Source organism: Paenibacillus sp. 481, assembly GCF_021223605.1.
Taxonomy (GTDB): domain Bacteria; phylum Bacillota; class Bacilli; order Paenibacillales; family Paenibacillaceae; genus Paenibacillus_B.
In genome coordinates this window covers 1,802,485-1,822,849 of sequence record NZ_CP075175.1, presented here as the reverse complement: position 1 = coordinate 1,822,849, position 20,365 = coordinate 1,802,485, and the positions used below count along the sequence as shown (strand labels likewise).

Below are 20,365 nucleotides of genomic sequence, written 5' to 3'. Positions count from 1 at the left end.
CTCCTAATATTCCAAAATCAACCATGATTATAGGGCGCGGTTCAATCAGATACAATAACAATTTTGTTACTAATATGTAATTTTATCTAATTTTAAGGTTCGACAAGAAACGCGTCCAAAAGAAAAAACAAGGAATAGATACGATCATCAACAAGGTGGAAAAAGAGGGGCGGGCTACCTGCCTGTGCTAACTGTAGACTAGGGCGTGTATACATACTATAAAAACGGCTTAACTCGTGGCGAATCAAGGAGATGAAGAGCCGATACGAAATCAGAGACGATCAATGGGATCGAATTAAAGAACTGCTACCGCCGGATCGCAAACCCCAAGGAGGACGTCCTCCAAAAGATCATCGCGTTATACGGAATGACATACTATGCTGTTGTAGACGCGCTTGGGAATCCGCTTCGCTTCGAATTGACCGGAAGACAGGCCCATAATTTGGTCAAAGGATATGAGATCTTAGCGTCGATGGATCTACCTCAAAGTTGCGTCTTGGCGAACCACGCCTACGAAATCAACCGTATTCTATATCTGCTGGATGAACACCAAGCGACTCCCGTCATTCCAAGTAAAAAATCGCCGTAAGCCCGTAAAAAGCGCAATCTGGACATGAAGACGTATACAGAATGCCATCTGGTCGAGTGCTGCTTTAATAAGAGACGAATTGTAAAATGAAGTGCGACAGTTACCACTACATCTTCATCGAAGGATTGATTCTTCTTATGGCACCCGCCGCTAACGGATCTCACCGAGCTTATTTCGCTCTTATTCATTGATGTTGATTTCTAACGGTTATCAGAGTGCTTAGTTAACGTTTTTTGTTGGAATTCAGCTCATTTCTATGGAATAAGCACCACCAGAACCATTAGATTTTAAAATCGTGGTTATCCCTAGGAATAGCCACGCTCATAACCATTAGAGGTTAGCGACTCGCTTAGGTTTGCATACACACCCTAGTGTCATTGTTTATGTGGACCGACGGTCAGTAAGCTGTTGGTTGATCATTTAGCAGGCTGCAAAGGATTAGATTGCAAAATAAAATAGCCCGCCACTGTGTGTTAGCACGGTGACGGGCTGTTGAAATAGCCCAGAAAGTAAACCATGTAAGTCCTTTATTGCGGTTGCGCTTCATTGTCTGTGTGTTGCTGTTTCGTTGTGTCCAACGAGATCTTGCCTTTACCAATAAGCAAAGATACAAAAATGCCGACGACAATAAAACCTAAGCCTGTTAAAAATACGGTCGAGAACGAAGAGGACCATACATCACGCACGATGTTAAGCAAGTTCGTCTTCGCTTCCGCTGGAACCGGCAGCGCTTCAGAATTAATAAGCAACTGATACAGCATGTTTGAATCCGTGCCGGCTTGCTCCAAGATCCCTTTTGACATTGGATCAGCTGTTGCCATTGCATTCGTAATGTTCGTTGCAATGACACCGTTCATAATGACATTGAATAGCGTCGTTCCGATCGTACCGCCAATGGAGCGGAAAAATGTCGTAGCAGAGGTAACCGTACCGAGCTGCTCACGTGAGAACTCATTTTGCACAACAATCGTAATGAGCGGCATCACAAGACCGATACCGAAGCCGAGTACGACCATGTAGCTATACGCTGTGATCTGAGCCGTATCCACGCCCATTGTACTCATCAGGAAGAAGCCAATTGCGCTAATGATCATGCCCGTCGCCATGATGGCGCGGTAGCGGAAACGCAGTGCGAGTCGACCGCCAATAATGCTGGCGATGATAAGCGCGATCATCATCGGCGTCATCGTTGAACCGGCTTCTGTCGCCGATACCCCGAGCACGCCCTGCATAAACATAGGCACGAACATAATCGCGCCGAACATACCAAGTCCGATTAAAAATCCGAGTCCGACAGATACGTTAAATACGCGACTCTTAAAGAGTGACATATCGATAATCGGGTCAGCAGCCCGTTTTTCAATAAAGACAAATGCGACACATAGTGCGATAGCTGCTCCAAAAACGAGCACGCTTAGCGGTGATGTCCATGCGTATTGCTCGCGATCGAGCGACAGACCGAGCAACAATAAAATAATACCTGGGATCAGGGTGAAAATACCGGCCCAGTCAATGTTAAGCTGTTTGCCTTTGACGCGCGGAGCATCCAAAGATTTCATCCCGATAAAAATAAGAACCGTAGAAATTAAGCCGAACGGCACGTTAATTAAGAAAATCCAGTGCCAGCTAATGTTGTCTACAATAAGTCCGCCGAAGAACGGTCCAATGACCGAGCTTAGACCAAAAATACCGCCGAATACGCCTTGCCATTTGGCACGTTCAGTAGGAGAAAATATCATTCCGATAATCGTCTGTGACATCGGCATAAGCATACCGCCGCCAATACCTTGCACGGCGCGATAAAGGACAAGTTGTTCCATCGTAGTTGCCGTGGCGCATAGTGCTGAGCCAGCAACGAAAATAATCCAGCCGATCAAATAAATGAAGCGGCTGCCGAACATGTCAGCTAGCTTACCCGCAAGCGGAATGACCGCGGTGGAGCTGATCATGTATGCCGTCGTTACCCAAGCAAAAATCTCAAAGCCATTTAGCTCCTTAATAATCGTCGGCATGGCTGTACCTACTATGGTCTGCTCCAAGGCACTAAAGAACATACCCATAATTAACCCGAACAGCACCATATTTCGATTACGCTTAGAAGCCGTTGGGTTCATCGTGTTGGTCAATGTATTCACCTTTCTTTCTACAATTCGAAATCGACTGATTAGTCATCTACAAATGAAGCTGTTACCAGCATAATGTGCTTACCATTTGTTACTTTGACTTCGTGGTCAATCCTTTCTCATTTATGTAATATACTCTGTTATGACCATGTAGTCAATTCCGATTTTTTGCTGAAATGTTTATTTCCGCTGTTGCTTTGTGATATCTTTAATTTAACAAATTACATCGCTTGACTGAGCGGTCAAAAATATAGCTAGGGGTGCAAATTGTGGAACAAAAAAAGCGACTTATTATGGAGGCGGCTTTAACGTTGTTTGCCGAAAAAGGCTACCATGATACGTCCATCCAAGAAATTGCCGACAAGACTGGTATTGCGAAAGGTTCCGTGTATTCGTTCTTTCGTTCAAAGGAAGAGCTGCTCATGATGATTTACAAATATCATTATCAACTGATGTATGACACGTTGCGCGAAACGATTGCAGCGCAGATCCCTCCTCGCGCCAAGCTCGAACAGCTTATTTTGTTCTCATTGGAAAATGTTAAACGGTTCAGCATGTTCCTTGCTCTGCAACGCAAAGAGGCTCATATGCATCAGAAACCAGAAATACGCGAACTGGTGTATGAATTTCGTGCGAAGCGCTTTTTTGGGCTGCGGCACGTTGTCGCGGAAGTATATGGTCAGCAAGCCGAGCCTTATTGGAACGATCTTGTGACTGTTATTAGTGGTATGAGCTTTGAGTTCATGAATTATGCTGTTTTTGATCGTAAAAATATGGATTCTTCAAAAGTGATCGCGCTTATTATGAACGTGATGGATGCCGCCGCAGCTGCGCTTGTGCAGAAACAAGCACAGCCGCTACTTACGATGGACATTATGCACGATTTTATTCGGGCGGGAAAAATAGGCTTAGCGTTAGAGCAGCAGCATTTGTTGGATCGACTGTGGGCGCTAAAAGAGACCGTCATCAAGCTTAAATGTGGCTCGAAGCAGCGTGTGGATGCCGAGCAAGCATACGCGGTGCTGGAAGCAGAGGTGCTACGGGGGAACGGGACTGGTGTCAGCGCGCGCGCAATGGCGTTGTTCTTGACGACACTAGGGGAACCAAGTATGACGGAAATGGCACAGCAATTGCTTGATGTGCTGGATGAACAAGCGCGTTCAGCTAGAGAAGGAGAAGGGTAAATGATGCGCACGTGGTTGCATCAATGGGACCCGATAACGAAGGCTATCGCGCTCCTAAGCGCGGGTTGGGCTGTCATATGGACGATGGACCTGGCGTGGCAAATCGGTTGGTTTGCTACTGTTGTGGGCGCAGGCGTAATAGGAAGCGGATGGAGTGGGCGGCAGTGGAGACAAGCTGCCATTTGGCTGCTAGGCTTTGGCGGACCGCTCGTGCTGTTTCAGTGGCTTGTCCTCCCAGGAGAGACGCCGTGGTTGACGTTTGGTAGTCTGACGTTGACGTTAGAGGCGTTGCGCGACTCGCTTGCGTTGACGTTGCGGACGCTAACGTTGTTCTTATCGTCGCTGCTATTCGCGACGACTACGAAGCCGCGCGACGTCGTCGTGGCCTTAGCGCATCATTTGCGGCTACCGCCACGCTTTGCGTATGCGGTCGCGATCGCGCTGCGCTTCGTGCCGCTATTGGCGGCGGAAGCGGCGCATATTCGCCACGCGCAGCGGCTGCGTCCGCGTGCGCCTGCGCGCGGGCTGAAGCAGCGGCTAAGCATAGCTGGCCGCTACGTGCTCACCGTGGCGGTGAATGCGCTCCGCCACGCACAGGAAGTGGCGACCACGATGGAAGCGAAGCGGTTCGGCGCGGTCGCAGAGCGCACGTATTGGCGCACTTTGTACATCGCGCCAATTGGGAAGGTGATGGCAGCGGCCGTGTTTGCTGCCATGATGGCTACGATGATGTGGGGTTGATAGGGCTGATTGGACAGATTGGACAGATTGAACGGATGGGGCTGTTTAACGAACCATTTACATTAACATTTTAATAAACAACCAACAATTACGATGATGAGGTTAACAATTAGTTCTTGCCAAGTGCGAACTTCCCTAGTAAATTTTAAGAAGGGCATAGCCACATTATGATTTGGAGGAATGATTGTGCAACCTCAAGTGAAATCACGTGTTACCTTTTCTTTAACATCATTAACGATCGCTGATTGGGTACTTATGGCGCTATTGGCAGCGGCAAATGGCGTGCTGACGAGCGGCTTATCGCACGTCAATAAGCTGCTACATGCAGCTGGAGGACCTTTGCTAACATCATCTATTGTTGGCTTATATATGATATACGGCATACTAGCGATGTACATAATCCGCAAGCCAGGCGCGGCGGTCATGACATATGCGCTCGGCGCGTGTATACAGCTGCTTATTGGCACCGCTTATGGCGCTTGGTCTGTTATTGCAGCGGCTGCTTGCTACGCTGTCGTTATTGAGCCTTTGTTTTATTTTTATCGATATCGCAGATTTGGATGGAAAGAACTTATTTTTGTAAGTGTGGCTGCTGTGCCACTGTGGTTCATCGTTTCTGCCTTTATGTTTGGATATATTAAGTATGCATCATGGGTTCTCGTTGGCACGCTCATCATCCGTTGTTTAAGTGCTGCACTGTTAACAGGGGTGCTTGCGAAATGGATTGGTGATCGTCTGGCAGCAACTCCTTATGTGCGCGGCTTTGCCTTAGGAGCGGAACGAAAATGACAAACTTTAAACATACTCGGACTCAGGAGGTCATGCGTTTATCACGCGTGACCTTTAGCTATGTAGGCGCAGGGGCAGCACGATCGTCATCCTTGCATTCGCTCGCTTCCGTTCACTCGCTCGACATTGAGGAGTTAGCTATTAGGCGTGGTGAGGTTCTCATCATAGCAGGGGCGAATGGTAGTGGTAAGACAACACTATGTAAACTACTGGCTCGCACGCTGCGCCAGCATCATGGTAGCTTGCAGGGGACAGTGTGGCGCGCGGATTGTGGTGACGTTATAGGCGAAGAGTGGCTGTCTGCACCTACGGACTGTGGTGTCGAAGTAGGGCTAGTGCTCCAAGATCCTGATGAGCAGTTCGTTATTGGAACGGTTGAGGATGAAATTGCTTTTGGTCCGGAAAATGTGGGGCTGCCACCGGAAGTCATTGTCAGCCGTATGGAGGAGCAGCTTCATGCGGCTCGCTTAGTGGAACTGCGTGAGCGATCTGTGTTGCATCTGTCCGGTGGGGAGAAGCAGCGCGTTGCGCTTGCAGCTATGCTTGCTCTGGAGCCGGAGCTGCTTATTATTGACGATGCTTGGAGTCATATGGATGCTGCTTCGTATGCAGCATTGGAAACGGCGCTAAAGCAGTGGCATAACTCGGAGCGCACGCTTATACTTGCGATGTCGCGTTTGGATGAGCAGCGCACTCAGCGATGGCCTGCTGCGCGTGTTATTCAACTTGCTCAAGGGCGGCTGCAAAATGAGCTGACCAAGCCTAACAAGTTAAGCGAGCCTAACAACTTGACCCAGTCGGATCAGATGGATCAGGCAGAGCATATACCGCCTGTTGTGACAGAGGATTCCATTTTAAAGGATGCGAGCATGCCAGACCTAAGAAATGGTGAACATAATGTCCTCGAAGTAGCATCTATCTTGGAAGTAAAGTCTCTTTCTTATTCGTATGCTCCGACCGCTCGCAAGCATTCGCAGCATCCAACGAGCTCAGCTAGCAGTCGTAATGATAGCGGGGTGAAGCCAACGTTGGATCATGTTTCGTTTACGATGCGTAGCGGGCAATGCCACATTTTACACGGATGTAACGGCTCTGGAAAATCGACCTTGTTTCGCTTATTGACGAAATCTTTGCGCATGCAACATGGGAGTATCTCGTTATGCGGACGTGAGCTGCATCGCTGGAACGCATATGAGCTGTCACGTTTGATCGGCTATGTGCCGCAGCGGCCGGAGTATTTATTTTTTGCGGATACGGTGTGGGAGGAGTATCGACAGGCGATACAGGATGCGCAACAAGCACAACAAGTACAACAAGCACAACGTGAGCAGCAGGGGCACTCTGGGACACATAAACAACCTGAACAACCTGAACATCACGGGCAACGTGTTCGAGCGGATCACTCCATACATGCTGCGCCATTGGACGAACTTATTGAGCGCATGTTGATGGAGGATGAACTATGGTCTTTGCGTCATCTGCATCCACATGACTTACATGCTGGCGCCAAGCGGAAAATGAGCCTACGTCTTGCTACCGTGCATGCACCAGCGCTCATTTTGCTGGATGAGCCGACGGCAGGGCTTGATTTAAATAACGCACAATACGTGCGAACATGGTGCTTGCAGCAGGCACAGCGTGGCAGTGCGCTCCTTATTGCAACCCATGATGAGCTGTGGGATGAAATAAATGAAGCACAACACTCGTTATTAAAAAGATTGGATTTAGTAGCGGGCAACCTTATTATTAAGTAATACGTGTAATTAGACACAAAGGAGAGAACATTTTGAGAGAGCAAGCAACTATGAGTCCGGGGCGAAGTCGGCAACTTGTCACAATGGCATTACTGCTGTCTACCTTTCTTGCCGCGATTGAAGTGACGGTCGTCAGTACGGCTATTCCCCAAATCGTGTCTGATCTTGGCGGATTGCATCTAATTAGCTGGATCTATGCTGCTTACTTACTGACAACAGCAGTATCAACGCCATTATTCGGCAAGCTGTCCGATCTATACGGCCGCAAAAATATTTTTATTATCGGTTCCGTTTTATTCGTGATCGGCTCTATGCTATGTGGTTTAGCGGAAAATATGACGCAAATGGTCATATACCGTGCGATTCAAGGTATCGGCGCCGGCGCCGTGCTACCTGTTACTTTTACGATTATCGGTGATATTTACAACTATGAAGAACGAGCGAAAGTTCAAGGCCTTGTCAGCTCCATTTGGGGGATTGCAGGTTTGGTTGGCCCGCTTGCGGGAGGCTTTTTCGTCGATTCGTTATCGTGGCATTGGATTTTCTTTATTAACATACCGTTCGGTTTCATTTCCGTATGGATGATTATGGCCTTTTTCAAAGAGAAGGTGGAGCCGCAACGAAAAAAAATTGATTATGCGGGTGCTATCACGTTTACGATCGGCATGACGATGCTCTTGTTTGCACTTATTACAGGTGGACAAGGCCTGCCTTGGAGCTCACCGTATATTGTGTTGTGCCTCGTGGGCTCGGTTATCTTGTTGGTCGCCTTTTATTTTATCGAGTTAAAGGCTGAAGAGCCGATTGTACCGTTAGAGCTGTTTCGGATCAGAGACGTAGCGGTATCGAACGCTGTTGGCTTCCTTGTAAGTGGTGTCCTGATTGGGATTAACTCGTACATGCCGTTGTGGATTCAAGGCGTACTCGGCATGAAAGCGACCGATTCGGGCATGTCCTTAACGCCCATGTCGATCGGCTGGCTTATTGGTGCAATCGTGGGGGGCCGCTTGCTGATTAAGAGCGGTGCCAGAATTACAGCTACGCTTGGTATGACAGGCGTTGTGATTGGGGCAGTATGGCTGGCGTCATTAAGCGCTACTACACCTATTTGGGTCATCATTGCGCTCATGTTCCTTTCTGGTTTAGGATTTGGACTTTCTTTTACTGTGTTCACGATTATCGTGCAATCGTCTGTTGCTTGGAATGTAAGAGGGGCTTCTACGGCTTTACATACGTTCGTGCGGACATTAGGACAGACGCTAGGTATTGCGGCGTTTGGTACGTATTTAAATGCGAGCATCATGTCAGCTGTAAAAGAGCAGGGAGCAGCCGTTACGGACGAAGATTTGAACAAGTTGCTTAGTCATGAGAGTGCCCAGCAGCTAAGTCCGGATATGATGGCGAGCCTGCGTTCATTTTTAGAGCAGGGATTGTCCAATGTCTTTCTAATCCTAGTCGTAATCGCTGTTATTAGTCTCATTATTACGTTATTTATGCCGAAGCGAAATGTGCAAACAGCCGGTCGTCAGGCCGATGCTGCTAACACTTCCGAAACTTCTGAATCGACTTCATCATCTAACATCATCTAGTTAGCCCATGCCATAAATGCTTAAGTGAATGAACATCATTTGCTTCCTTGACCGATAACGACAAAGTTATCGGTTTTTTATTCCAAAATAGGGTAGGAAAATTTTGTTCAGTGTCGAATACATTAACAAAATGACCGTGTCCGTCCATCTTGTAAAGGAGTAGCAATGTTATGGCGCGTTCTCTTCTACCGTTTAGCTCGTTCCGTACGGGCCTCATCTTCCTTGTATTAGCATCAATGGCCGCTATTTTTACCCAATATGGAATTCGATTTTCCTATGGTGCAGAAATTACGTTTTGCAGTGCAGCGCTGCTCGTCATTCTCGTCCTATATGGTTCGTATTGGTCAGCAGGCACGGCATTAGCCGTCAGCCTTTGTTTTTATTTTTCTGAGAATGCTTCGATTACGATATTGCTTATTGGGCTTGAACTTATACTGGTCGGTTATGTATATGAACGTAAACGGGAGCACCTCATGGTGTGGGATGGTCTTTTTTGGTTTTTCATCGGTGCCCCCTTTGCGACGTTGTTCTTTTATTTGCAGTCTGAGAGTTTTGGTTCAGAAGCGCTGATGCAATATTTTATGTTTGCCATGAACGGTTTTATCAATGGCTTTATCGCAGACATGATTATAACGTACCTCCCTTGGAGGCGAATACTGCCGGAAATACGTGAAAAAAGAGTATATCTTAGTCAACTGTTAACCCATTTGTCGATTGCTATCGTATTCGTTCCTTTTGTATTCAATTTAGTGCTAGATAGCGAACAAATTCAGGCTGATATTGAGCAGGATTCTTTAATTATGGTTGAGACTCAGACCCGCGATGTCATTGATGATTTGATTGCGATGGATGAGAAAGACAAACAAGGTTTAAGCATTGGTGCCGTTATCGAATTAGGAAAATTGGAATACACGCTAATTAACCAATCTTCAGACGGGTTAATCAAGCTCCTCACGCTCGACAAGCGAGGACGTACGCTTGCTGTCAGCGATCAGACATGGTTTGCGAGCGGTGCTCGCAGCAAACATCAAATGGAAGCAGAACGCTCACTGCTAGTTGTACCTGATGGCTTAGTAAGCAGGACTATTGCTGAGCGTAATTATTATGTCGAGTCATCTTTCTATCGTTGGTTGCCAGCAGAAGAAGATTATGACTACGACACGAGGAGATGGAATGACGGTTTCTATGCGATTGAAATAAAGTTGCAGCAGCATCCCGTAGACCGTTTAATCGCCTTTATACCGATCTCTCATTTTTTACATATTTCGATTCAGGTTTACTTGCATAAATTTTTGACGTTATTTTTATTTTGTGTAGGCGCTGCGGGGTTTGCACTGCTCGTAAATCGCTTTATCGTCCGCTCGCTCGCTAATTTAATGGATATTACAACAGGTATGCCTATGAAGCTACTTACTTCTCAATCACTTCCTTGGCCAGATAGTCGGATTTGGGAGGTTCGTTCGCTTGTTCACAATTTTAGAATCACTTCTGAGCGTTTAATCGACATGTTCAAAGAAATGCATCGGATGAATGAAAAGTTGGTCGAGCAAACAACGATGTTGGAAAAGTCAGAAGAGAGAATGCAGCAGCTTGCATTCTATGATCCTTTAACTAAGCTGCCCAATCGACACTATTTTCATCTTACATTGAATAAAGCTCTTGAACAGGCAGAAGCTCAATCCTCGTCACTTGCTCTTTTATTTATCGAATTGGATCGCTTTAAGCCTATCAATGATTCACTTGGGCACAATTCGGGGGATCAATTACTTATTAAAGTGGCGCAGCGTTTGAGTAGCACCATATCTATCGTAAGCGGAGGACATGTGTGTGCCTGCTTAGGGGGATATGAGTTCGTTATTATGTTGGAAGATGGTCAGCGTCATGAGGCCAAGGTAGTAGCACAACGAATCATGAGTATGTTTAGCGAAAGTTTTCTTGTGGAAGCAGATGAGCTTTATGTAACACCGAATGTCGGCATTGTTATGTATCCGACGGACGGTTTAGCTTCTACAGAATTGGTGCAAAGGGCAAAGACTGCTTTGTATGCTGCTAAGGAGCGAGGGGGACAAAGTTACGTTTTTTATGATCACATGCACAAGGATATCGTGTCAGATCGTAACATGCTCGTAAGTCATCTACGCAAGGCGATCGAGCGTGACGAACTGAGACTACACTTCCAACCTATTATAGATGCACACGATTCGATTAGCACGGTTGAAGCACTTATTCGCTGGCCTCATCCAGAGCTCGGTTACATCCCACCTGTTCAATTTATTCCGATAGCCGAAGAAACGGGACTTATTATCCCGATCGGTGAATGGGTGCTGCGCCAAGCTTGTCTACAGCATGGTGTATGGATGAAGAGTGGTCTTCCGCCATTTTGTATTTCGGTCAACGTCTCGTTAAGGCAGTTTCTTAATCAAGATTTTGTTGCGGTAGTCGATCGGATTATGCAAGAAACAGGCATGGAACCGCAATATTTAATTTTAGAAATTACCGAAAGCTACGTACATAAGCACGTTGAGCAAGCTAGCTATGTGTTGAGGCAACTGAAAAAGAGGGGCATTCAAATTGCCATTGATGATTTTGGCACAGGCTATTCTTCGCTTAGCCGTTTAAAAACATTGCCCGTTCATGTCCTTAAAATGGATCGGTCATTTGTTAGATATTTGCCTAGCGATCATGCAAATGCATCGATCGTGCAAGCTATCATTCAATTGGGACATAGCTTGCAATTAAAAGTGATTGCAGAAGGAGTTGAAACTGCTGAAGAGCTTGCTTACTTGCATTCCTTAGGTTGCGAGCTATTTCAGGGTTACTTTATTAGTCCACCGCTAGCTGCAGATGAGTTCGAAGCGAGATTCCACGAATTCGGAGTGATGGAATGTCTAGTTGCAGCAGCTGAACACGGAGGTTGATTCATGTCGCGTGCTTACTTGGCGAGGCTCAGCTCGATTTTCGTCATGTTCATATTTCTTATATTGCCCATTGTTGGCTGTCGGACAGAGCATATTGCGACAGCACCACAGGATAAAGTCGAGCCGTCTGCAGAACAACTCCCGCAGCGATTGACCGTATGGAGCTACGATGGCAACTATAAGTCTCATGCAAAGCAGTTTGAGAAGCTTTATCCAGACGTAGAAGTAGAAGTAAAGGAATTTACGTTTGATAATCATGTGGAAGCGTATTTACAGGCAATGGAGGATGGAAGTCCACCTGATATTATGGAGATTGAAAATAAAAATCTTGGAGAGTTCAATGCGATCGAAGGAATTGTCAACTTGTTGGATCCGCCATTTGATGCAGGGCGTTTGAAGATGGATATTGCGCCTACATTGTGGGAGATGGCCAAGTCCTTTGATAAAAAGGCGCTGATCGCTTTGCCTATTACTTTTTCACCCAAAGTAACTTTCTATCGCAAGGATATTATAGAGAAATACGGTTTCCCATCAGAGCCTGAAGAGCTTGCTGCTTATATGAAAGAATCTAAAAATTGGCTAAAAATGGCAAGAGAGTTAAAGAAGGATGGCATTTTTATTGCACAGTGGGATTCCGAAGCTTTGGAGCTATCTGAGTCAACAATGGCCCTCTTTGACGAAAGCTTAATGTTTAATCGGAACAGTCTGTTGATTAAGCAGGGTCTGTCCTTAGCCCGCGAAGTAAATCAGCGCGGACTTGGTGCGAACACGAGCATATGGAATGAAACAGGACAGAAAATGCTCCGCTCGGGGAATTTAGCTATGGTTTACATGGGGGCGTGGGGGGAGTATAGGCTACATGATTGGGCACCTAACACAGCAGGACTTTGGCGCGCGACAAGCCTTCCCTTTGGCTTATATGGATTTTCCGATGCCAGCTCACTCATGATGTCTGAACATGCGAAGAACAAACCACTCGCTTGGGAATTTATGAAGATGGTTCATCAGAACGGAAGTACAGATTCGGTTGTAACCGCTCATTTACCATCTCGTCGTGATTTGCTCGAAAAAAAGCACACTAGTACATTTCTAGGCGGACAACTGGTGAACCCGTTGTATATGGAATTAGCAGATCGGATGATTGTGTCTCGTCCAACTCCGCTGGATCTAGCAGTAATGGGTGGGTACCGGTCCTACATCAACCAATATATTTACTCTCATGTATCGCCAGATAAGGTATTGTCACAAATTGAACGAAAAATTAATCAAGAGATGGAATTGGAGAGAAGCATACTACTCGACTATTTGCATGCTAGTAAGTTGATGTATAAGTAGTTCGAGCGTGTAGGGGGATTTATTCTGAATGTATTAGAAGTCAACATTGAATCGGCAGGTTATGAGACAGGGAATGCTAAAGTTCACCACATCCAATTCGAAGTTGGAACAGGACAGCTTGTCGGATTAATCGGACCTAACGGAGCTGGGAAAAGTACGACGATTAAGACGATACTTGGTACTATGCAGGAAGTTAAAGGGGAAATCCGGATTGGGGATGGCACGGGGATTTATGCCTATGTGCCGGAACAGCCTATTTTATATGATACGCTGACGTTATGGGAGCATTTGCAGTTAGCGTCTGCCGCCCATGAGATCCCAGAGGAGACGCTGCACGAGCGAGCGGATGAACTGTTAGAGATGTTCCAGCTCCAAGAAGTGAAGCATCACTTTCCGTCCACCTTCTCAAAAGGGATGCAACAGAAGCTGATGCTTATTATTGCATTCATTTTAAAGCCAGCGTTGTATATTGTAGACGAGCCGTTCGTTGGGCTAGATCCACGTGCGACAGGGCGTTTTCTTCGCATGCTCCAAGCGGAAAAAGAGCGTGGAGCGGGCGTGTTAATGTGTACGCACGTCCTTGATACGGCGGAACGCGTGTGCGACTCTTTTATTTTACTTCATCAGGGCCAAATTGTTGCCCGAGGAACGTTAGATGAAGTGAGAGCTGTGAGTGGAATTCCAGATGGCACGCTATTTGAGTGCTTTGAGGCGCTAACATGAAGGGGCCATATGCGTTAGTTCTGCATCGTTATCGTCAACATGCAATTTCGGAATGGAAAGCAGTACGAAGCGCGATAGATTGGACGGTGGCGCTTTATTTTGTAATCCCGTCTTTGCTGCTGGGCATCCGATTTTATTGGGGCTGGTGGAATGAGCCATTACCACAGGCTTGGTTAAATGTGCCTGTAACGCTGTGGCTGCTCCCGTTGTTAATTCCGATCTTGTTTGCTGATTTACGTACGTGGTCGGAAGCGGGCGACATATTATTTTTACGTCAAAAGACAAAATGGTGGCAGACGTTCGTCCGTTTTGGCTGCATCGAGTGCGCGGTAAAGCAGGCCCTGATCGTTATGATGACTGCGGTCGTCTTACTGCCTTGGCTCGTACGTGGTTACGAGCTGAATCTATTGGCGATTAGTAGCTTGGCAGGCAGCGTATGGATCAGCAGTTGCTTAGCTGCTGTGCTGCGTAATGCTGTTCATGTGTGTTGGAGTGGTTGGCGTCGGGCCTTGCTGCAACTGCTCATTTTTGTGGGACTACTAGCTTACGGAGTTGGACTATGTTTACTTGTGGAGATGCCGTTCATATTGCTTGGAATCAGCATGGTCGTACTCTACATCACGATGTTATTAGTACGATGGAGAGTCAGGGCTCGCTACACATTTGAACGTGATGTAAAGGCAGACTATGCAAAGAGGATGAAGCTGACCGGAGCATTGTTAGTTAGCGGGCAAAATATAGAAAGGCCCTCGTCGTTGCGGGGATCGAGACCGCTATTGTTTCGGAAATCAGGCTATGTCATGAGATGTCGAACACATGCACAGCGCATCGGTGCAATTGGGGTAAAAGCGTTGCTGCGTGGGGGAAGCAATCTCATGTTCTATTTGCAGCTTACAAGTGTTGGAGTCTATGCTTCTGTTATGACTGGTTTGAAAAATGAGATTATTGCGTTGATCATGTTGCCTGTTCTGTGTCTCATTATGGGGTATTGGTTGAGCAGTTACTGGAAGCATTTTATGGAGGGTGAGCTGCCGGCGATGTTTACCTTTAAGCCTGCGGACATTAAGGGCGGAGCTATGCACGCGGCGCTTATGTTAAGTTGGCTGCCAGGAGCTTTATGGGCTGGTGCGGCGGGTGTTGTCATCGCACCTGTGTGGGCAGTGCCGCTATTTATGGTGGCAGGAGCGGGCTTAGCGATGCTTGTTAGTTTAACTTTTGCGTCGGAGCGTGTTGCTATGCATAAATCGATTCGGAACGACAACTAATGTGTGCTGTTAGTTGTCATAATTGTCCTGCGGTCGGGCATATTAAGCGAGAGGTAGTAATAGCCCTACATGAGGAGGATCATGGATGCAAGAAGCGGCCATTCGATTTCAATTTCCAGATGCGGCTAGTGCCAAGCTCGCATTCGACACATTGCAGGAACTAGGTTACACGCCCGTGTTCGACGAGGACAGCTCGGAACAAGCAGATGCTAGCGCAAGCTCACGTATATTGCACGTTCATGTCGATAACCGTGACCTTACTTCTGCTTTTGAAATTGCAGAAGCGTTCGGTGGACAGCTGATTGAAGAGGCGGCACTCACAGAGTCGTCGATTATGAATGCGGCATACGGCTTAGATATGATTTCGATACCTGCTCATCTGGTGAACGAAGATTGGGTCGATAACGATAATTATGTCAGAGTGGACCCGACAGGCGATGATTTGTCGCATCGGGATGAGGAGGCGTTCGGCTGGCATGATGATGAGGATACGACGAACCATTTTGAAGGCGGCATTCACATGTAACGATCGTGTGAGTACGTTAAGGTTATGTAACTCATAGTGAAGCGTAGGACGGGGGGTTCCTCGTCCTTTTTAATGCTGTGTTTGTATTAAAGTAAAGACACTGTCAAATGACAGTGTCCAGGCTGTCGAGAAAGCAAAATTAGTTCTTAACGGTTGCCACAGTGACTATATCGCCCGATTTACCCCGTTTTGATTTCTAACGGTTATAGGTGAGCTTATTTCACCGATTTCATTCAACATCCAGCTGTTTTCATCGTAATAAGCGCCATCATAACCGTTACATGTTGAATGGGTTCATATTCGCTGAAATAGCAACTGTGGCGACCGTTAGGAGAGAAGGCACAGTGAATCAGCTGACCACCAACCGCTAAGTGCGGAGTTGCTTGCCGTTATCTCAATTAAGAGAAAGCTTTGACTTAACAAACAGAGGTTTCTCAACAAGCCGAAGACACTGTCAAACGACAGTGTCTTTTGTGCTGTTGTGCCTTTGGCTTGTTGAGGAATCAAGTTTTCATGAAGAGATAGGGATTACCTGCAAATCTACATCTATTTTCATCATTTGCGGCTTGAATGATAAAATAAGTGCAAATGTACAGTTTTATCGTCTCTAAAGGGATGCATTAGCTTATTGCAGATAAATATTGCTGCACATTTGCAGGATTTCTCCTATAAGAATCTACACATGCTCAAAAACTGCGCGTTTACATGTAATAGCTCGCGTGCTCTCAATCCATCCTTGATAAGAATACGTTGAAAACGTTGCAACAAGGCAGCTAAACTTTATGAGTTAACTGGATCGCAGCGTGCTTGCCTGCCGTATATCCAGTTGTAAAGGCAGCCGTAATGTTATAGCCACCCGTATAACCGTGAATATCTAACACCTCGCCACAGAAATAGAGTCCTTCCATTAACTTGGAGCCCATCGTTTTCGGATCAAGCTCTTTTAAGTGAATGCCTCCACCCGTAACGAAGGCTGCTTCAATGGACAAGGTCCCGTTTATTTTGATCGGGAACGCCTTCATTAGCTTGCACATCTCGTGCCATGGCTGCTTCGGAATATGGTCATACGTGATGGATTCATCGATCTCCGCGAGTTGGAGCAGCAGCGGAACCATTTTTTCAGGAATGACCGTTTTAAGAATGTTCTTAACGGCTTTCTTCGGTTCGTTCGCATATAGACTAAGCGTACTTTGAACCAACTCGTCCACCGATTGATCGGGCTTGAGGTCGATTGTAAGCTGTACCGTCTCTCTGCCAGTACGCTTCTTCTCTTTCACGACAAACTGGCTACAGCGCAGCGCAGTCGGCCCAGAGATGCCAAAGTGAGTGAAGATCATATCCCCTTCATGCTCAACAATTTTTTTCCCTTTTTCGTTCCACACCGCTAAACGAATATCGCGCAGAGACAATCCTTGCAACGTCTTTTCACGAATGAAAAAGGCGTTCGACGTGAGTGGAACCTCTGTCGGATACAGGTCTGTGATCGTATGGCCTGCCGTTTCCGCCCAAGGATAACCATCGCCTGTTGAACCGGTCTGAGGGACAGACTTGCCTCCAGTTGCAATAATAACCGCCTTTGTAGTAACGATACTGCCGTCACGAAAGCGAACACCACGCACGCGGCCTTCTTCGTGATTGTACAGCACTTCATCCACAGGATGATTGATACGAATATCAACACCAAGGCGTCGGACTTCTCCTATGAGAGAGTCGACAACCGTCTTCGCCTTATCCGTCACGGGAAACATACGGCCATTGTCTTCTTCCTTCAACGCGATGCCAAGCTGCTCGAAGAAGGCGATAATATCCGTATTGCTGAAATGGCTAAACGCACTATACAAAAATCGCCCGTTTCCGGGGATATGGCGAATAATTTCATCAAAGCTCTTGTTATTCGTTACATTGCAACGCCCGCCGCCGGAAATGCCCAGCTTGCGCCCGAGCTTATCCCCTTTATCCACGAGCATAACGCGTCCACCGTGTTCAGCAGCTGCAATAGCTGCCATTAGACCGGAAGGGCCGCCGCCAATAATAATTACATCAGTTTGCATATTTATTCGTTCTCCTTATTTAAAACACGTATCATTTATTGTAAAATTATATACGTAATTGCAGCTTATACTTACTTATTGTAGCGAAAACAGTTCATTAAATAAATGTTTATTAAAACATGCGTCCAGCGCGTTGTCAAAACGGTTTAATTATGCTTTAATCATGGCAATATTCCCACCTCATTAAGGGGAGATGAGCATGTACACTGCTTTAACAGAAACGATCCTACAAATTTTCGTCGTCTGTATTCCTGTATTCTCATGTCAGTTTGTGTTAATGCAGCCAGGTCGCCGCACACGATCACACCTTATGATCAGCCTTGCCTCCGCCATAACGGTATTGTTATGTGTAGCCTTTTCATTTTACAGTCATCCATGGCAACCCTTTGATTTTCGCTTATTGCCTTACATGCTCGCCATACTGTACGGCGGTTTCCGCTTAGCCCTCATTGTGATTATAGGATATGTATTGACATTAGTAGGGTTAAACACGTTGGGCGGGCAACCGGACAGTTCCATATGGAGCGATATTCTGTTGTATGTTACCCCGTTTATTTACGCATATATCCCTAGATTTCATCGGCAAGGCTCACGTGCCAAAATAATCACTGTCTTGTCTTTTATTGCTGTGGGCGTGGTGCTTCATTTCCTCGTTTATCGAATGAGTATGTGGAAAAGTGGGATCAGCTTTGGAGTCGATGCGGGACTCGTTATTGCTATTTATGCAACCGTATTCATTGTGACTGCATGGTACGTCATCTTTTTTATCGAACGCGTATTAGAAAGAAGTTTATTGCAGCAAAGCTATCAAACAGTATCGCGACAGTACCGTCAAGAAGTTCAGAAACTAAGCCAGCTCATTGATGCAACGCCACTCTGTGTAATTGCTGTAGATGCCAACGCTAAGGTTACCGCTATTAATAGCGAAATGATTCGAACGATGCAAACATTTACCCCAACTGTAACAAAGGGAGATTTGCTAGGGGCTCGCTATGAGGATTTGCCGCCTCCCATTCGATTTATTACGAAAGACAAGCTGCTTGTTATGCGTGCATTAAAAGGTGAAGAGACCGAAATGATCGTGACAGATATTGAAAAAAGGGTATTTGCGATTATGGCCTCAGCGATTCTGAACGACGAAACGGGGGAGATCGTCGGGGCGATCGGTATGGCTCACGATATAACGGAGTTAACGAAGCTACGCGCTGAAGCGAGCAATATGGAGCGACTAAGTCTAGTCGGCCAAATGGCGGCAAGTATTACCCATGAGATCCGGAATCCGATGGCTGTCGTGCGTGGCTTTATTCAATTAATACGTGAAAAAAGTCCAAGCCATTTGCACGAGTACTATCGCATCGTCATGGAGGAGCTTGATCGAGCAAATGGGATTATTAATGATTTTTTATCGTTAGCTCAGAATCGTATTGTGGAAAAGGAGCAAGTGGATCTGCATGAGATGTTGTCCCAATTAACCCCGCTCTTATGGGCGGATGCGAATATGCGTGGTCAAGAAATAGAGCTTAATCTCGCGGAGCAGCTACCGACGTTACAGCTTAATCCAAAGGAGATAAAGCAGCTTATTTTAAATTTGGCCCGCAATGCTATGGAGGCAATGGAGAAGCGAGGAACGCTTACGTTGGAGACGCGGCTTAGCGATGAAGGTGTACAAATGCTCGTTAGAGATACAGGACCAGGAATGTCAGACGACATTGTGAGTAAATTGTTCGAGCCCTTTTTTACGACGAAGGCCAAAGGAACAGGGCTTGGGCTGGCGCTCTGCTTAAGTATTATGGAGCGGCATCAAGGAACGATTCAAGTCCAGACAAAGGAAGGGGGAGGGACAACGTTCATCGTTACGTTTCGCCATGATGAATGCAGTCGGGTAGCTTCCCCTCCTCCGATCATACAAGATGAGGGAACGTGTTATGTCAAAAAACGATAATATGCTGGCATTTTTTATGCAGAGCTTGTTGCTGATGCGTCGGAGTTAATGGAATATGTTCAACTTTAATAGCTTCACTGACATATAGATGTCAGTGAAGCTATTTTAAAATGAGCAAGAATCACTGATTACCGCTAGATATAGATGGTTGGTACTACTTGATGAATTGTAAAATAAGGAGAGCGTGCAAATGAATAATACGATATACCTTTATGTGTTCGACACCATGTCAGACTGGGAAATAGGTTACTTAACTGCCGAACTGAACTCGGGAAGATTTTATAAAAAGGGGTTGTCCCCATCTAAAATAGTTACCGTGGGCCTGGAGAAGAAGCTTGTAACTACGATGGGCGGATTGAAAATACTACCTGACATCACGCTGGATGAGTGCAGCATGGAAAGCATAGATGCATTGATTTTACCCGGTGGAGATACGTGGACAGAAGCCATTCACCAACCGATCTTTACAATCGTTGAGAGGTGTTTACAGGAAGGGATATGGGTTGCAGCGATTTGTGGCGCTACCATGGGGCTTGCCCAGACGGGATTGCTGAATTCACGTTGGCATACAAGCAATGATCGGGAATACCTTAAAATGATCTGTCCCTCTTACACGGGCGAGCATTATTACAAAATGGAACCTGCTGTAACGGATGGAAAACTGATCACGGCATCTGGAATAGCTCCGTTAGAATTTGCTATGCACGTCTTGAGAGGACTGGATGTGTTCTCATCGAACACACTAGATGCTTGGTATAGTCTTAATAAGACCCAAGACTCCAACTATTATTATGAGTTGATGAACTCAATCCAATAAAGGTTGCTGCTGAATGGCA

General features: G+C 46.3%; 14 protein-coding genes. 12 read left to right on the top strand and 2 right to left on the bottom strand.

The window, feature by feature from the left end; translation table 11 throughout:
- Window positions 1-1,116: 1,116 nt before the first annotated feature.
- On the bottom strand, window positions 1,117-2,703 hold the full coding sequence (locus KIK04_RS07810) for an MDR family MFS transporter (RefSeq protein WP_232277708.1): 1,587 nt from the start codon (window positions 2,701-2,703) through the stop codon (window positions 1,117-1,119).
- A gap of 278 nt (window positions 2,704-2,981) precedes the next feature.
- On the opposite strand from KIK04_RS07810, the gene KIK04_RS07805 reads away from it, so the two are divergent.
- The 10 genes from KIK04_RS07805 to KIK04_RS07760 all read left to right on the top strand — a co-directional run bounded on the left by KIK04_RS07805 (window position 2,982) and on the right by KIK04_RS07760 (window position 15,536).
- Entirely contained in the window at window positions 2,982-3,896 is a 915-nt protein-coding gene (locus KIK04_RS07805) for a TetR/AcrR family transcriptional regulator (RefSeq protein WP_232277707.1), read from the top strand.
- Complete coding sequence (locus KIK04_RS07800; RefSeq protein WP_232277706.1) at window positions 3,897-4,637, top strand: energy-coupling factor transporter transmembrane component T family protein; 741 nt, start codon at window positions 3,897-3,899, stop codon at window positions 4,635-4,637.
- Between the two features lie 255 nt (window positions 4,638-4,892).
- Window positions 4,893-5,426 carry an ECF transporter S component gene (locus KIK04_RS07795; RefSeq protein WP_232278649.1) on the top strand — a complete coding sequence of 178 codons (534 nt, stop codon included), beginning with the start codon at window positions 4,893-4,895 and terminating at the stop codon, window positions 5,424-5,426.
- 32 nt (window positions 5,427-5,458) lie between these two features.
- Window positions 5,459-7,180, top strand: a complete 1,722-nt coding sequence (locus KIK04_RS07790; RefSeq protein WP_232277705.1) for an ATP-binding cassette domain-containing protein — start codon at window positions 5,459-5,461, stop codon at window positions 7,178-7,180.
- Between the two features lie 50 nt (window positions 7,181-7,230).
- Window positions 7,231-8,769 (top strand): MDR family MFS transporter, encoded by a 1,539-nt coding sequence (locus KIK04_RS07785; protein WP_232278648.1) that lies wholly within the window; start codon window positions 7,231-7,233, stop codon window positions 8,767-8,769.
- Window positions 8,770-8,939: 170 nt separating this feature from the next.
- A complete protein-coding gene (locus tag KIK04_RS07780; RefSeq protein ID WP_232277704.1) occupies window positions 8,940-11,687 on the top strand; it encodes a putative bifunctional diguanylate cyclase/phosphodiesterase in 2,748 nt (915 codons plus the stop codon).
- Between the two features lie 3 nt (window positions 11,688-11,690).
- Window positions 11,691-13,022, top strand: coding sequence for an ABC transporter substrate-binding protein (locus tag KIK04_RS07775; RefSeq protein ID WP_232277703.1), 1,332 nt, complete (start codon window positions 11,691-11,693; stop codon window positions 13,020-13,022).
- Window positions 13,023-13,043: 21 nt separating this feature from the next.
- On the top strand, window positions 13,044-13,745 hold the full coding sequence (locus tag KIK04_RS07770; RefSeq protein WP_332330016.1) for an ABC transporter ATP-binding protein: 702 nt from the start codon (window positions 13,044-13,046) through the stop codon (window positions 13,743-13,745).
- The gene (locus tag KIK04_RS07765; RefSeq protein ID WP_232277702.1) at window positions 13,742-15,010 is read left to right on the top strand and encodes an ABC transporter permease; all 1,269 of its coding nucleotides are present in this window, start codon (window positions 13,742-13,744) and stop codon (window positions 15,008-15,010) included. The genes KIK04_RS07770 and KIK04_RS07765 overlap by 4 nt, the downstream gene beginning before the upstream one ends.
- Window positions 15,011-15,095: 85 nt before the next feature.
- A complete protein-coding gene (locus tag KIK04_RS07760) occupies window positions 15,096-15,536 on the top strand; it encodes a DNA/RNA helicase (protein ID WP_232277701.1) in 441 nt (146 codons plus the stop codon).
- Window positions 15,537-16,309: 773 nt separating this feature from the next.
- On the opposite strand, the gene KIK04_RS07755 is transcribed toward KIK04_RS07760, so the two are convergent.
- Window positions 16,310-17,587, bottom strand: coding sequence for a BaiN/RdsA family NAD(P)/FAD-dependent oxidoreductase (locus KIK04_RS07755; RefSeq protein ID WP_232277700.1), 1,278 nt, complete (start codon window positions 17,585-17,587; stop codon window positions 16,310-16,312).
- 199 nt (window positions 17,588-17,786) lie between these two features.
- Between KIK04_RS07755 and KIK04_RS07750 the strand changes: the two genes are divergently transcribed.
- Both KIK04_RS07750 and KIK04_RS07745 read left to right on the top strand, forming a co-directional pair.
- Window positions 17,787-19,529 (top strand): two-component system sensor histidine kinase NtrB, encoded by a 1,743-nt coding sequence (locus tag KIK04_RS07750; protein ID WP_232277699.1) that lies wholly within the window; start codon window positions 17,787-17,789, stop codon window positions 19,527-19,529.
- 190 nt (window positions 19,530-19,719) lie between these two features.
- A complete protein-coding gene (locus KIK04_RS07745) occupies window positions 19,720-20,346 on the top strand; it encodes a type 1 glutamine amidotransferase family protein (RefSeq protein ID WP_232277698.1) in 627 nt (208 codons plus the stop codon).
- Window positions 20,347-20,365: the final 19 nt, after the last annotated feature.